This is a genomic window from Chitinophaga sp. HK235 (assembly GCF_018255755.1).
In the GTDB taxonomy this organism is placed as follows: domain Bacteria; phylum Bacteroidota; class Bacteroidia; order Chitinophagales; family Chitinophagaceae; genus Chitinophaga.
Genome location: NZ_CP073766.1, coordinates 7,039,223 through 7,054,409, shown reverse-complemented (window position 1 = coordinate 7,054,409; position 15,187 = coordinate 7,039,223). Strand labels below are relative to the sequence as shown.

Here is a 15,187-nt window from a genome sequence, read left to right as displayed (position 1 = left end):
CTAAATTTTATGCTGAAAATTGCAGCCTTCACAAAGACTGCTCCACAATTATTTTCCCAGTGCGCCGTCTATGGAAAACTTGCCCGGCCCTGTAAACAGGATCACCAGAAAGCCAGTCAGGTACATCAGCGGCAGCTCTATCTTGTCAAAATTCATGGCCATCAGATCCTGCTTGTGAATCATTCCCACAATTACGCCCATACAGATAACAAGTGGTATGGCAGCCAGTCTGGTCAACAATCCCATGATGATGAATATAGAACAAAAGACTTCTGCAAAAACCGTCATCCCCAGGGAAAGCTTATGTCCTACGCCCAAAGGATCGGGGAAAGAATTCATTTTGGCAGCAAAATTGATCAGCTTAGGCCAGCCATGTAACAACAACAGACCGCCGAACATCAGCCGGAGCACCAGCATGGAAAAGCTGACCGCTCCTGCACTGTAGCCTGTTGAGAAGAGTTTTCTCATTGTAGGTAAGGTTTTTGCGCTATAAAAATATTTGCCGCAATATAGCGCAATAGCCTTTGTCAGACTGCCGGAGTTATCCACATTGTTGGAAAACCAGTCTGAAAAGATAGGATTTAACTTCTATATTTGCCTGGTTTGTGTCCCTGATACTGTTCCGTGAAATGCTTGTCAGGAAAATATTTCCGGCAGGGATTCGTTTTAAACGCATAATTCAAGATATAACAGCAAAAGCATGCAGTTCATAAGAAAAGTTTTTATTCCTGGACATCTGTACATATCCATGCTGACTTTCGCCGGCGCAGGCATCGCAGGATTGCCCGCAGCACAGGCACAGCAAACACGCATTTATACAGACCCTGAAAAGGCGTTCAAAGATGCGCAACAGTATTTCCAGCAGGAAAAGTACAGCGTATCCATGCAGCTTTTCAAGCAGACAATCGATAATATCGATTATTTCCATGAATCCAACCGCGACCTCGTTAAGGCCGACGCCTATTACTATTACACCGTATGCGCCCTGAAACTCGGACAGAACAACGCGGAAAAAACCGCCCTGGATTATCTCAAAATATTCAATAACAACGCCCGCGAACAACTGGTAAGTTATCAATTGGCCAAATATTATTTCCATCAGAACAAATTCAAAGAGGCCATCCCCCTCTACGAAAAAGCCAATATTGAGAACCTTTCCAACCAGGAAATCGCGGAAGCAAAATTTGAACTGGCTTACTGCTATTTCAACGTAAAGGATTTTAAAAAAGCACAACCACTGTTTGCCGGCATCCGGGAAATACAAGGTAAATACTACCTCCCGGCCAACTACTACTATGGTTTTATTGCCTATTACAACCACCAGTACGGTGAAGCCCTCAACAGCTTCCAGCGCGTGGTCAACGATCCGAAATACAGCAACATCGTTCCCTACTATATCGCTGAGATCTATTATTTCCAGGGAAAACATGACCAGCTGATCGCCTACTCAGAGCCACTGCTCAAAAAAGGCGGCCAGTACTACGAAGCCGAGATGAAACAACTGCTCGGTAAAGCCTACTTCGAAAGAAAAGATTATAAAAGAGCACTGCCCTACCTACAGGAGTTCCAGGATAATGCCGATGAAGTAAGAAATGAAGATATCTACCAGCTGTCTTATTCCTACTACCAAACCGGTAATATCAATAAAGCCATTACAGGATTCAAACAACTCAGCAGCTCCAAAGACTCACTGGGCCAGAATTCCATGTACCTGCTGGGTGACTGCTACCTCCGCGCCGGACAGAAAGCCAACGCCCGCAACGCTTTTGCCTTCTGTGCCAACAACAGTTCCCATGCACAGCAACAGGAAATCTCCCGTTTCAATTACGGTAAACTGTCCTATGAACTGGGATACCAGGATGCTGCCCTCAACGAACTGACACAGTTTGTGAAAACATACCCACAGTCTGCTTACAATAAAGAAGCCCGCGAAATCCTCGTGAGCCTCTTCCTCAATACCAACAACTATCGCGACGGTCTTGCCACCATCGAGCAGATCACTGATAAAAACCCTACCGTCCTCAAAGCCTATCAGAAAATAGCTTACGGCAGGGCCACTGAACTGATCAACGACCAACAGCTGGCAGAAGCCGACCGCCTGCTTGATATCGCCATCAGCAACCCGTACGACGCACAGGTAAAACAACTTGCACATTTCTGGAAAGCCGAAATTGCGCTGCGCCAGAATAAAACAGACAAGGCCATCACTAACCTGAACGCCTATCTGAGCAATACCGCTCCCATTTCCGGAGAAGCCAACGCACAAACCGCCAGTTACAACCTCGGCTACAGCCTGTTGAAACAGGACAAATACACCGAAGCACTGCCTTATTTCGAATCTGCCCAGAAAGCCAGCGGCCCTAATGCTGCCAGGATTTCCACAGATGCAGTTCTTCGTACCGCCGACTGTTATTATATGCTGCGCCAGTTCCCTAAAGCCATTGCCCTGTATGACCGTATCATCAGCAACAATGAGCCCGGAGCCGACTACGCTACTTATCAGAAAGCCATCATCCTCGGCTTACAAGGCAAACAGGCTGATAAACTGGCCCTGCTGAAACAGCTGGGCAACAAATTCCCTTCTTCCGGCTTCAGTAACGAAACCGATATGGAGATTGCCAACACTTATCTTGCACAGGAAAAATACAACGAAGCCATTCCTTTCCTGGAGAACGTGCTGCAAAAACAACCTAACGGCGTAAATGCTCCCAGAGCGCTGCTCAAACTGGGTTTGTGCTACTATAACAAAGACAACGATAACAAAGCACTCTCCTATTACCGTCAGGTAGTAGAGAAATTCCCTGGTTCACCGGAAAGTAATGAAGCGCTGCAAAGCATTAAATCCATCTATGTAAGTCAGGGTAAAACCGATGATTATCTGGCCTTCCTGAAAGCCAGCGGCCGCACCGTGAGCGCTTCCGCAGAAGACTCCCTGGCCTACTCTGCCGCTGAAGCCTGCTTCACCAACAATGACTGCGCCGGCGCCATCATCGCATTCAACAGCTATATCCAGAAGTATCCCAACGGTCAGTTCATTTTACCGGCCAACTTCTATAAAGCAGAATGTTCCTATAACAATAAAGACTATACGAACGCACTGCCTGCATATGAGTTTGTGTTGTCACGCAACAACAGCCTGTATGCAGAACGTTCTGCCCTGCAAGCTGCCAACATCAACTTCTACCAGAATAAAAACTACGAGAAAGCACGTAACTACTACCTGCAGCTGCAAGACCTGGCCACCAGCAAGGAAAACAGCCTGGCCTCCACCAAAGGCCTGCTGCGCAGCAACTACCAGCTGAAACGCTGGGACGAGGTAAGCAACTACGCCGAAATATTGCTGTCTGTCGCCAATATCAGCACAGACGACCAGATCATCGCCCACTTCTACCTGGGTAAAGCACACAAACAGGCCAAACAGTTTGCGAACGCACTGGCCGAATTTAAAACAGTCGCCGGCCTCACCAAATCCGAAACAGGTGCAGAAGCCCGCTACGATATCGCCGATTGTTATCTGCAACAAAATGATCTGGCCGCTGCCGAAAAAGCCGGCTTTGATGTCATCAAAAATACGCCTTCCTACGAAGTGTGGGTAGCTAAATCATATATCCTGCTGGGTGATGTTTACCTCCGTCAGCAAGACTATTTTAACGCTAAAGCTACCTTCCAGAGCGTTGCCTCCAACTGCCCGATTCCAGAGCTGAAAGCGGAAGCAAAAGACAAACTTGCCAAAGCGGAAGCAGAAGAAAAAGCAGCCGGTAAAAAAGCCAAGAAACAATAAACCATTTTGAAATTTTAAAATTTTGAAATTTTTGGATTTTGAGAATTAAGACTACGACAGCATGAACATTCATACCATACATAACAAACGCGCTTTTGCCATAGCAGCGATGTGCCTGGCAGGTATCCTGCATCAGCAGCAGGCATGGGCCCAGGAGCCACTGAAACAGGAAACGATCGACATCATTTCCACCAATCAGCCCAAACTCCGGGATGCCTATAAACTCAACCTGACAGCCTCCCTGCCAGGTGTAGACACCAGCAGGCCTATACTCAAATACCAGGTACCGGCGCTCAACCTGAACTTCATGTATCAGGCAGCCCCGATCAAACCCCTGGCACTGGGTAAAGACTCCCTGGCGATGCTGCAGAACAACTTTATCAAACTGGGTTATGGCAACTATAAAACACCGTTTGTGCAGGCAGGCTTCGGCAGTGGCAGAAAAGACAACTATAACTACGGCCTGTATGTGAACTATACCGGCTCCCAGGGCAAAGACATCCCGGACCAGAACTATAGCAACCTGAATGTACTGGCTTCCGGCTCCTATCTCCTGCCCAAGTTCCAGCTGGACGCCAGCCTGGGTTACGACCGCAATACCATTCACTATTACGGCTATAACCACGACACCATCAAATATTCCAAAAGTGATGTGGCACAAACCTTCAACCAGCTGACGGCTCAGGTAGGACTGAAAAACCGCCCCCAGCACGACTGGGCATTTGAGTTCCAGCCACAGGTGAAGTTCATCCTCTTTAATGATTCGTATAAACGCACAGAAAATACCTTCATCGCCAAAATACCAGTGCGTAAACAGGTGTTTGAAGATATCTATATCAAGGCAGAAGGTGTTTTTGACCTGTCTACCTATAAACAGGACAACAACAGGACCATCAACAACAACGTAGTGGCCATTCATCCGGCTGTAGACATCATCAAGCCGGGATTTGTGCTGCATGCAGGTGTTAATCCTACCTGGACCAACGATAAATTTTATCTGTTGCCTGATATCGTCAACGAATCACACCTGATACGCAAAAAGCTGATCCTCAGCAGCGGTTGGATTTCCTATTTTGATAAAAACTCCTACCGCAACCTGGCCAACAAAAATCCGTTCCTGGCAGGCCTGCCGGCAGGTATGCTCAACACCCGTGTTGAAGAAAAATATACCGGTATCAAAGGAACGCTGGGCAGCCATTTCAACTATAACACCAAGTTTGCGGCCGTTACCTGGTACAACCTGCCGCTGTTTGTAAACGACAGCGCTGATACCAAATACTTCACTACCCGCAACGAAGAACAGTTGCGCGCCTTCCAGCTCCATGCAGAAGTAGGATATATCGAAGAAGAAAAATTCCAGGCAAGGGTAACTTTTGACTGGTACAACTATAACAAACAGGAAACGGAAGTAAAACCATGGCATCTGCCGCCATTCCAGGGCGATCTGTTTGTACAGTACACCTTTGCTAAAAAACTGCACCTGAATGCCGATCTGTTTGCACTCAGTGGTAGTTACTATCTCCTGCCCAATAAAGATTTTGGTAAAACCAAAGGAGCATGGGACCTCAATGCAGGTGCTTCCTATGATATCGGCAAAAACTTTAATTTATGGCTGAACGCCAATAATATCTTCAATTCCCATTATCAGCGCTGGTACCTTTACCCTACCTACGGTTTCAACATCGTAGGCGGAATTATGGTGAAGTTCTGATTTTGACCTAAATTGGGTTCGCAAAGCAGCAAAGAAGTAACACTTCTTTGCTGCTTTGCTACTTTTCGCGAATGATTTTAACCACAAAAACCTCTTCATGTTGGTACTACAGCAATACATCCAGGAAGTCCTGTTCAGGCAACGGGTATGCGTTGTTCCTCACGTCGGCACTTTCTCCATCCAACATTTCCCGGCCCGCTACGATGCAGCCACACAAACGCTGCTGCCTCCCCGCGACCAGGTGATCTTCAGCCAGTCCTGGCAAGACGACGGCTCCTGCCTGGAATGGATAGCCCTGAAGGAAAACCTGGTACCATCCGTGGCACAACGTAAGCTGGAGAAATATCTGGAAGAGTTTAAAGCAGCACTCGAATCCGGCAAGACACTGGAACTGCCTGGTATTGGCAGATTACAGGGAGATTTTACCGGTAACCTGCATTTTTATGCAGAAGAATTACCAGTAAATCCTGCCGATTTACCCATAGCTCCTATACAAAGGGAAGAACCACCCGCCCCTGCTGCACTGCCGGCCATACAGCCTACCATGGCTGTTACACCGGTAACACCGCCCAAACCACCGGAACCGGTAGAGCCGTTAATGACAGCAGCAGAGGAAGACACGCTGGAAGCAGTCACTGAAGGCGGTATTTTTAAGTGGTGGTGGGCCGTGGCCGGCGCTGTGATCCTCCTCGGAGGCCTGGGCGCATGGTGGTATATCGGTCGCCAGAGCGTACACGAAGTGCCACCTCCTGCACCTGCACGTCCTCCGGCAGATACCGTAGTAGACACTACGCAGCAAGCCCCGTCGGAGACCGTAACGACCGCTGTTCCGGCAGCACCGGACTCCATTTCCTATTTTGTAATATTGGAAGAATATAAAGACAGTCTGACGGCAGCCCATAAAGTAGCCAAAAGAAAGTCCTGGGAACAGAATGTGGTGTTATACCACAAAGACAACCTGTATAAAGTGGCTGTACCGGTAAAATCCTTACCGATAGATACCACTAGTGTATTGCAGGAAAAACAAAGTGAATTTAAAATTCATAAGGCTTATCTGGAGTTCTAGTGTTTACCGGATCTCCGCCGCCACAATATCCAGCCCCTCGGCAAAAGTATGGGGACTGTAACCCAGTTCTTTTTCGGCCCTGTCGATGATCAGCCCGGTTTTTGCCGGCCGGGCAGCAGGCTGGGCGAGGCTTTTGGAGCTGATTTTTTCCACCAGGCTTTTGTCCAGCTGGAAATATTCTGCCGTTTTAATGGCCATGTCGTAAGGGGTGAGGACTTCTTTTCCGGAGATATTGAAGATACCGGTGGCTTTCTTTTCCGCGATCAGCAGGCATCCCTGTGCCAGGTCCTGACATAAGGTAGGTGTGCGCCACTGATCATCTACCACCTTGATCTTTTTCCCCTGCTGCAGATTATTTTTCACCCAGGTGATCATATTACTGCGGTGAGGGTCGTTTACCACACCATATACCAGTACGGTACGTACTATAGCCCACTGCAGCTTACTGTTGTGAACCAGTCTTTCCGCCGCCACTTTGCTGGTACCATAGTAATTGATGGGATTAACAGGAGCTTCTTCATCATAGGGGCCGTTGAGTCCATCAAAAACGAAATCGGTGGAGAGGAAGATAAAGGCAGCATTTATTTTTTCCGCTGCATTCACGAGGTAACGTGTAGCGCCTACGTTGGTGTCCCAACAGGCATCCTTGTTCTTCTCACATTCGTCCACCTGTGACATTGCGCCACTGTGGATGATGAGATCCGGCTGATGTTTCTGTACCAGTTGCTGTACACTTCCCGCATCGCGGAGATTGACAGCCTCATAAATGTAATGGTCGTGCTGAGGGGAACGGTTAGCACCTCGTCCGGTGGCTATTACATCGTATGTCTTGTTTTGGACAAAAAGAGGGATCAGATGCTGTCCCAATAGTCCATTGCAACCTGTAATTAATACCTTCATAATGCCATATTAGTACGCTGTCTTTAAAGATAAGAAAAAATAGCTGTCGGCATTCAGCATTTACCTCCCACCCCATATTTTTTTTCGGACAGGCTGCTGCCAGCAACAGTCAGGGGCTGACAGAAAGCACCGGCATTATTGTCCTGTGCTTTCCATCAGCCCCTGATCAGCGAAAAAGATGCGCTATTTCTTCATCCCTAAGTTATACATGGTGAAGGCCCAGATATCGGTGGCCTCATCAATCAGCTTGGAGGTAGGTTTACCTGCGCCATGTCCTGCCTGCGTTTCAACGCGTATCAGCACAGGATTGGGTCCTGCATGACTGGCCTGCAGTGTGGCTGCAAACTTAAAGGAGTGTGCCGGCACTACACGGTCATCATGGTCTGCAGTGGTCACCATCGTTGCCGGATAAGAAACACCAGCCTTCAGATTATGCAGTGGAGAATATTTTATCAGATATTTAAAATCTTCTGTATGATCACTGCTGCCATATTCTGTAGCCCATGCCCAGCCAATGGTGAACTTCTGGAAACGCAGCATGTCCATCACCCCAACTGCAGGCAAAGCCACTTTAAAGAGGTCCGGACGCTGTGTCATACAGGCACCTACCAGCAGGCCTCCGTTGGAACCGCCACGGATCGCTATTTTGGAAGGATTGGTGTATTTGGTTTTTACCAGGTATTCAGCAGCACCAATGAAGTCATCAAATACATTTTGTTTTTTCTCTTTCATACCGGCCTGGTGCCAGGCTTCTCCATATTCACTGCCTCCGCGAAGCGCAACCACAGCATAGGTACCACCCTGCTCCATAAAATAGAGATTAGACACGCTGAAGCCAGGTGTCTGCGGAATATTAAAACCACCATAACCATAGATCAGCACAGGATTGTTACCATTGTTTTTCAGTCCCTTTTTGGATGACAGGAACATCGGCACTTTGGTACCATCTTTACTGGTGAAAAACACCTGTTTTGTTTCATAATCATCCGGGTTGAATTTCACCTCTGCTTTATTATAAAGCGTGGATTTTCCCTGTTTGATATCATACTTATATATTGTGGGAGGTGTTACATAGGAAGTATAGGTATAAAACAGTTCCTGATCTTCCTTCTTCCCATCAAAACCAGTGGCAGTACCTATACCGGGCAGCTTGATATCCTGTTCCAGCTTGCCTTTGTAGTCGTATTGAAATACACGGGTGGAGGCATCCTTCAGGTAAGACACAAATAATTTTCCACCGGCATTACCAACGTTTTGCAATGCCTCTTTCTTTTCAGGCACAATTGTTTTCCAGTTTTCTTCCGCCGGATGAGCCGGATCGATCAGTACAATTTTATAGTTGGGAGCCTGATGATTGGTACTCACCAGCAGATTTCCGCCATCGTTGTCAATAACAGTAGGTTCGTGCTCAAATCCTTTAACCAGCAGAGAAAAGGAAGTCTGTGCAGGGTTCTGCAGATCACGATACCACAGCTCTTTGCCGGAAGTACCTTCTGAGGTGGAGAGGATAAGGAAACGTTCATCTTCAGTTACACTCACGCCGGCAGAACGGAGCGGATGATCTTTATCCACATATACCAGTTCATCCTGGTCTTGTGGAGCACCTATTTTATGATAGTATACTTTCTGGAACTCATTCTTTTTAGAGAGTTTACCTTGTTCATCCGGTTTATCATAGCGGCTGTAGTAAAAGCCATTGCCTCTCCAGGAAAGTCCGCTGAACTTGATCCATTCCAGTTTGTCGGACAGCAGTTGGCGGGTGGCAACGTCCATCACATAAGCTTCCTGCCAGTCGGAGCCTGCTTTGGCGATCAGGTAGGCCGCATATTTCCCGTCTTTGGAGAAGGAGAGGTTGCCCAGGGCGGTAGTGCCTGCGGCAGATAATTTGTTAGGATCGATAAATACTTCCGGAGTACCGCCGGGTGTAGCAGAACGATAAAGCACAGCCTGGTTCTGCAGGCCATCATTTTTAAAGAAGTAATAATAATGGCCGTGTTTTACGGGAGCACCGGTCTTTGGATAGTTCCATAGTTCTTCCAGTCTTTTTTTAATTTCTGCGCGGAAAGGGATGGTAGCGAGATAATCCTGGGTCACTTTGTTTTCTGCATCCACCCAGGCTTTTGTTTCTGCGCTGTGATCATCTTCGAGCCAGCGGTAAGGGTCTGGGATCCGGGTACCGTGATAATCGTCTACTGTGTCCACTTTTTTAGCAATGGGATATTGCGGCTTCATTTGTTGTGCTATTCCTTCCATAGTCATTAAACTCATGCCTAATATCAACCAACTCTTATTAGTCTTTTTCAACATGCCTATATTTTTTAAAAAAATTCGCTACTTTGTTTGATTAAAATTAAATATTTAGGTTATTTCATCAGATAACTGTTAGAAAACAATTGCAAAATGTTATTTTTGTGCGCCTTTAAGATATTTTTTTAGCAATTTATATGAAAAAATTGAACAACATTGCAGTCCTTACATCAGGCGGAGATGCTCCGGGCATGAACGCAGCAGTTCGCGCCGTTGTAAGAACGGGCATTTATCATCAGCTGAATGTGTTCGGCGTCATGTATGGATATAGGGGAATTCTGAAGAATGAAATCTTCCCGATGGAATCCAAATCAGTTGCCAACATCATTCAACGAGGGGGCACCATCTTAAAGACCGCCCGGTGCAAAGAGTTCTATGAATATGAAGGGCGAAAAAAGGCTTATGAGAATCTGAAAAAGCACAACATTGACGGATTGATAGTGATAGGGGGAGATGGTTCGTTTAATGGAGCGCAGAAATTCAGCCAGGAATTTGATATTCCCTGTATAGGCTTGCCTGGTACTATTGATAAGGACATTGCAGGTACTGATTTCACAATTGGATTTGACACCGCAGTTAACACTGCAATCGAAGCCATTGACAAAATCAGGGATACTGCAGATGCGCATGACCGGCTGTTTGTAATCGAGGTAATGGGCCGTGATGCCGGTTACATCGCTTTACACAGTGGTATTGCCACCGGTGCCGAGCATATTATGATGCCCGAACGTAAAACCGAATTAAACGACATCATTGAAGAGCTGCAGGCCAACGAACGCCGCAAAAAACTGGTAAATCTGATCGTAGTAGCCGAAGGTGACGACACCGGAGGCGCCAATGAAGTAGCACGCCGCATTAAAGAATCCTGTCCGCAACTGGATACCAGAGTATGTATCCTCGGACATATCCAAAGAGGTGGCTCCCCCACCTGTACAGACCGTATCCTGGCCAGCCGTATGGGCTATGCCGCTGTAGACGCCCTCCTCGAAGGCATTCACAATGTCATGATCGGGATCGTAAACGACAAGATCCATTATACCCCCCTGGACAAAGCTGTTAAAGCCAAACAGGAAATTGACCCCGAATGGTTTAAGATTGTTAAAATTCTTGCGAGTTAAAAAATAAGACTTATGAGTACAAAGGATCTTTCGAAATACTATCACAAGCAGATGGACAATGCTGCCGGTAGAGCACACTCTTCCCGCAAAACAAAAATCGTTGCCACTGTAGGCCCTGCCAGTGATACCTATGAACAACTGCTGGCATTAGTGAAAGCGGGCGTGAACGTGTTCCGCCTCAACTTCTCTCACGGCTCGCACGAGGATAAACTGCGGATCATCGAATACATCCGTCAGATCAACAAAACCGAACCTTACAACGTAGCCATCCTCGGAGATCTGCAAGGACCCAAACTCCGCGTTGGCGAAATTGAAAATAACGCCCTCCCGCTGGTAAAAGGTGATATCCTCACCTTTATCAACGAAAAAGTAGTAGGCACCAAAGAAAAAATCTACGTTTCCTACCCTGATCTGTATAAAGATCTCAAACCAGGACAGAAAATTCTGCTGGACGATGGTAAAATTGAAACCGTAGTAAAAGAAATCACGCCTTCCGGCGAAATCAAAGCTGAAGTATCACTGCCAGGCGTACTGTCTTCCAAAAAAGGCTTTAACCTGCCCGATACCAAAGTATCCCTGCCTGCCCTGACCGAAAAGGATATTCAGGATCTGGAATTCATCATAGACCAGGAACTGGACTGGGTAGCCCTGTCTTTCGTTAGAAGCGTAAAAGACCTGAGCGACCTGCGCAAACGCCTGGAAGCACGGAACTCTAAAATAAAAGTGATCTCCAAGATCGAAAAACCGGAAGCCATCCAGAACCTGAAAGAAATCATCTGGGAAAGTGATGGCGTAATGATCGCCCGTGGTGACCTCGGTGTGGAACTGCCGGTAGAACAGATCCCGATGATCCAGAAAGATATCATCCGCAAATGTATCCACCGTGCGAAACCCGTTATCGTGGCTACACAGATGATGGAAAGTATGATGGATCGTACCCGTCCTAACCGTAGCGAAATCACCGACGTAGCCAACGCTGTACTGGAAGGCTCCGATGCAGTAATGCTCAGCGGTGAAACCGCCACCGGACAATTCCCGGAACTGGTGATCCAGACAATGAATAAAATCATTCAGGAAGTGGAAAAAGAAGCGATCATCTACAACCGTAACCTGATCCCTCATCGCCACTCTCCTACCTTCCTCAGCGACGCACTCTGCTACAACGCTTGTAAAATCGCTGAAGACCTGGACGCTGACGCCCTCATCGGTATGACCCAAAGCGGCTACACCGGCTTTATGCTGAGCAGCTACCGTCCTCGTTCTCCGCTCTACGTATTTACCAAAGAAAGAACACTGGTAAACCAGCTGAGCCTCAGCTGGGGTGTACGCGCCTTCTACTACGAAGAAGAAGAAAGCCTTGACGATATCGTATTTGATCAGATCAATATCCTGAAAGAAAGAGGCTTTATCAAAGTTGGAGATGTATGCGTAAACACTGGTAGCACGCCTGTAAAACTGCACCTGCCTACCAACATACTCAAGATTACCAGAGTAGAATAGTATTCACAACGATTTCAATAAATAAAACGGGAGTAGTGATCAACTACTCCCGTTTTATTTGTATAAACAATCGCACTATTTTCTTTTGTAAGTAGCCAGGTATATCACCAGCGCTATCAGAATCAGTGTAGTACCCGCCACACATACTCCGTTCCATTTACCTACCGACCACACCCACAGGCCAATCCCCGACCCCAGTGAAGTACCGATAAAACTAGCCGTCATAAATACGGTATTGAGGCGGTTACGGGCTTCCGGCAACAATGCGTAAATACGGGTCTGATTGGATACATGTATACCCTGCAATCCGAGGTCTATCGCGATGATGCCAATGATGATTCCGATGATGTTTGTCTGGAAGAAATAAAACATCCCATAACCGGCCAGCAGAAAGATAATCCCGTAGCCGATCGCGATCCGGGGATTCTTTTTGTCGGCAATACGGCCGATCAGCGGGGCTCCCAATGCTCCGGCAGCCGCTGCCAGTCCCATCAGACCGATCTGTTCACTGGTATATCCGAAAGGCTTGTCTGAAAGCAGAAATACCACCGTCGTCCAGAACATACCAAACATCGCAAAACAACAGGCGTTGATAGCAGATGCTTCCCGCAGCATGGGCTGCTCACGGATCAGCGTTACCAGCGATTTCATCAGATCACCATAACTACCTCCGAACTTAGGCTGGCTTTTAGGGAAAGAGAACAACATAATCACTACCAGCAACAAACTGATACCCGCTGCAATCCAGAACATGGCTCTCCAGCCCAGATGATGCCCCACTACGCCGCTGAGCGTTCTGGACAGCAGAATCCCTACCAGCAAACCACTCATAATAGTTCCTATAACCTTGCCTCTGTTGGCAGCGTCCGAAAGATTAGCCGCCAGCGGCAAAATCAATTGCGGCACTACTGAGGTAAAACCAATCAGCAATCCGGTGATTTTGAGCATGGTAATGTTATGGGAGAAACCCGCAGCTGTTAAAGCCAGCACGGCCGTGAATGTCATGGCAATGATCTGTCCCTTACGCTCCAGCTTGTCGCCCAGTGGCACACAAAACAGCAGTCCCAGCGCATAGCCTACCTGCGTAAAAAACGTTACTTGTCCGGCATTGCTTTCCGAGACACCAAATTCTTCACTCATCAATACCAGCAAAGGCTGGCTGTAATAAATATTCGCAACGATAAGCCCTGTACACAGGGCCATAACCATAATATTCCATCTGCTTAAAGCCATATAACCGATTCTTTTGGAGTGGCAAAGATACACAAAGGAACCTGGCATTACCGATTTCCTTATGATGGACGGGCGAGAGCGTTTGACCTGAAATGGCTAAATTTGTGATTATTTTACTGCTTATAGGGCTAAAAGGTTACTGCTATGTTTACAAGTATCAATCCTTTCACACAGGAAACCATTGCTGAGTATACACCACATACCCAGGCGGAAATAGAACAGAAATTACTGAGAGGAGAAAGAGCCTATCGTCAGTTGCTGGAGACGCCGCTGGAACAGCGCCGTCAGTGGATGATGCAGGTAGCTTCTTCCCTCAGAAAAAATGCGACGGCCCATGCCACCCTGATCACGCAGGAGATGGGGAAAACCCTCAAGGAAGCGAAGGCTGAAGTACTTAAATGTGCCTCCTCCGCAGAATATTTCGCAGAACATATCACTGAAATGCTGGAGCCCCGGCCTATACAGTCGGATGCTTATAAAAGTTATGTCAGCTATGAGCCTAAAGGCATCATTCTGGCCATCATGCCATGGAACTTTCCCTACTGGCAGGTATTCCGCTTTGCGATCCCCAACATTCTCGCCGGTAATGCCGGCCTGCTGAAACATGCGAGCAACGTAAGCGGTTGTTCACTGGCCATTGAACAGGTCTTTATGGAGTCCGGATTCCCGGAAGGCACTTTCCAGTCCTTACTGGTACCTTCCAAAGACCTGGAACCGATTGTGGCTGATCCGCGCATCCAGGGGGTAACCCTCACCGGCAGCACACCCGCCGGTAAAAGTGTGGGCGCACTGGCAGGCAAATACCTGAAAAAAACAGTACTGGAGCTGGGGGGCAGCGATCCTTTCATAGTATTAAAGGATGCCGACCTGGAAGCCGCGGCCAAAACCGCCGTACAAGGCCGTATGCAGAATGCCGGCCAGTCCTGTATTGCAGCCAAACGCTGGATCGTGGAAAAAGAAATAGTACCCGCCTTCACCGCGGAAGTACGCCGCCTGCTCGAAAACATGCAACAGGGAGACCCCATGCAGGACACCACCTCCATGGGCCCGATGGCACGTACCGACCTGGCAGAAGACCTCGCCAGACAACTGCAGGAATCTATCAGCCAGGGTGCCAGACTGGAGTTGGGTGGTACCTATGAAGGATGTAACTTCGCGCCCACCCTGCTCACCGGGGTCACCAACGACATGACTGCTTTCAAGGAAGAAACTTTTGGCCCGCTGGCCGTTATTATAGAAGCTGCCAACGAAGAGGAAGCCATCGCACTAGCCAACGAAACCGACTTCGGTTTAGGTTCCTCTCTCTGGACCAGCGACCTCGACAAGGCCGCCCGCCTCGCCACACGGATCGAGAGCGGCAACGTCTTTATCAACGCTATGGTGCGCTCCGATGCCCGCCTGCCCTTTGGTGGCGTAAAACAATCCGGATACGGCAGGGAATTATCACTGGAAGGCACACACGAATTTCTGAATATCAAAACCGTTTATATACAACAATAAGATTCAGCCACTTTTTCGGATGTTGAGATCGGGAAAATGTTCAAATAAATCCAAACATCCGAAAATCGCGG

10 protein-coding genes are annotated in these 15,187 nt (G+C 47.7%); 6 read left to right on the top strand and 4 right to left on the bottom strand.

Features of this window, described 5'->3' with window-relative positions:
* Positions 1-48: 48 nt before the first annotated feature.
* A complete protein-coding gene (locus KD145_RS26985) occupies positions 49-468 on the bottom strand; it encodes a DoxX family protein (RefSeq protein ID WP_212002917.1) in 420 nt (139 codons plus the stop codon).
* A 232-nt stretch (positions 469-700) separates the two neighbouring features.
* Between KD145_RS26985 and KD145_RS26980 the strand changes: the two genes are divergently transcribed.
* The 3 genes from KD145_RS26980 (at position 701) to KD145_RS26970 (ending at position 6,558) form a co-directional block, all read left to right on the top strand.
* On the top strand, positions 701-3,781 hold the full coding sequence (locus KD145_RS26980) for a tetratricopeptide repeat protein (protein ID WP_212002916.1): 3,081 nt from the start codon (positions 701-703) through the stop codon (positions 3,779-3,781).
* A gap of 61 nt (positions 3,782-3,842) precedes the next feature.
* The gene (locus tag KD145_RS26975; RefSeq protein ID WP_212002915.1) at positions 3,843-5,492 is read left to right on the top strand and encodes a hypothetical protein; all 1,650 of its coding nucleotides are present in this window, start codon (positions 3,843-3,845) and stop codon (positions 5,490-5,492) included.
* A 97-nt stretch (positions 5,493-5,589) separates the two neighbouring features.
* Entirely contained in the window at positions 5,590-6,558 is a 969-nt protein-coding gene (locus KD145_RS26970) for a hypothetical protein (RefSeq protein ID WP_212002914.1), read from the top strand.
* A gap of 3 nt (positions 6,559-6,561) precedes the next feature.
* Here KD145_RS26970 and KD145_RS26965 read toward each other — a convergent pair whose 3' ends face one another.
* Together KD145_RS26965 and KD145_RS26960 are read right to left on the bottom strand one after the other, a co-directional pair.
* Positions 6,562-7,458 carry an SDR family oxidoreductase gene (locus KD145_RS26965; RefSeq protein WP_212002913.1) on the bottom strand — a complete coding sequence of 299 codons (897 nt, stop codon included), beginning with the start codon at positions 7,456-7,458 and terminating at the stop codon, positions 6,562-6,564.
* 183 nt (positions 7,459-7,641) lie between these two features.
* Positions 7,642-9,765, bottom strand: a complete 2,124-nt coding sequence (locus KD145_RS26960; protein WP_249219582.1) for a prolyl oligopeptidase family protein — start codon at positions 9,763-9,765, stop codon at positions 7,642-7,644.
* A 137-nt stretch (positions 9,766-9,902) separates the two neighbouring features.
* On the opposite strand from KD145_RS26960, the gene pfkA reads away from it, so the two are divergent.
* Together pfkA and pyk are read left to right on the top strand one after the other, a co-directional pair.
* Positions 9,903-10,883 carry a 6-phosphofructokinase gene (gene pfkA, locus KD145_RS26955; RefSeq protein WP_212002912.1) on the top strand — a complete coding sequence of 327 codons (981 nt, stop codon included), beginning with the start codon at positions 9,903-9,905 and terminating at the stop codon, positions 10,881-10,883.
* 12 nt (positions 10,884-10,895) lie between these two features.
* The gene (gene pyk / locus KD145_RS26950) at positions 10,896-12,383 is read left to right on the top strand and encodes a pyruvate kinase (RefSeq protein ID WP_212002911.1); all 1,488 of its coding nucleotides are present in this window, start codon (positions 10,896-10,898) and stop codon (positions 12,381-12,383) included.
* Positions 12,384-12,458: 75 nt separating this feature from the next.
* Here pyk and KD145_RS26945 read toward each other — a convergent pair whose 3' ends face one another.
* Positions 12,459-13,616, bottom strand: coding sequence for an MFS transporter (locus KD145_RS26945; protein ID WP_212002910.1), 1,158 nt, complete (start codon positions 13,614-13,616; stop codon positions 12,459-12,461).
* A gap of 144 nt (positions 13,617-13,760) precedes the next feature.
* Here KD145_RS26945 and KD145_RS26940 point away from each other — a divergent pair, with 144 nt between their 5' ends.
* On the top strand, positions 13,761-15,116 hold the full coding sequence (locus tag KD145_RS26940; RefSeq protein WP_212002909.1) for an NAD-dependent succinate-semialdehyde dehydrogenase: 1,356 nt from the start codon (positions 13,761-13,763) through the stop codon (positions 15,114-15,116).
* Positions 15,117-15,187 lie beyond the last annotated feature (71 nt).

What these genes read in the sequence shown, in the direction of transcription:
- KD145_RS26965 (WP_212002913.1), bottom strand. Translation starts at nt 7,458, where the DNA reads ATGAAGGTATTAATTACAGGTTGCAATGGACTATTGGGACAGCATCTG.
- pfkA (WP_212002912.1), top strand. Translation starts at nt 9,903, where the DNA reads ATGAAAAAATTGAACAACATTGCAGTCCTTACATCAGGCGGAGATGCT.
- KD145_RS26960 (WP_249219582.1), bottom strand. Translation starts at nt 9,765, where the DNA reads ATGTTGAAAAAGACTAATAAGAGTTGGTTGATATTAGGCATGAGTTTA.
- KD145_RS26940 (WP_212002909.1), top strand. Translation starts at nt 13,761, where the DNA reads ATGTTTACAAGTATCAATCCTTTCACACAGGAAACCATTGCTGAGTAT.
- KD145_RS26945 (WP_212002910.1), bottom strand. Translation starts at nt 13,616, where the DNA reads ATGGCTTTAAGCAGATGGAATATTATGGTTATGGCCCTGTGTACAGGG.
- pyk (WP_212002911.1), top strand. Translation starts at nt 10,896, where the DNA reads ATGAGTACAAAGGATCTTTCGAAATACTATCACAAGCAGATGGACAAT.
- KD145_RS26970 (WP_212002914.1), top strand. Translation starts at nt 5,590, where the DNA reads ATGTTGGTACTACAGCAATACATCCAGGAAGTCCTGTTCAGGCAACGG.
- KD145_RS26985 (WP_212002917.1), bottom strand. Translation starts at nt 468, where the DNA reads ATGAGAAAACTCTTCTCAACAGGCTACAGTGCAGGAGCGGTCAGCTTT.
- KD145_RS26980 (WP_212002916.1), top strand. Translation starts at nt 701, where the DNA reads ATGCAGTTCATAAGAAAAGTTTTTATTCCTGGACATCTGTACATATCC.
- KD145_RS26975 (WP_212002915.1), top strand. Translation starts at nt 3,843, where the DNA reads ATGAACATTCATACCATACATAACAAACGCGCTTTTGCCATAGCAGCG.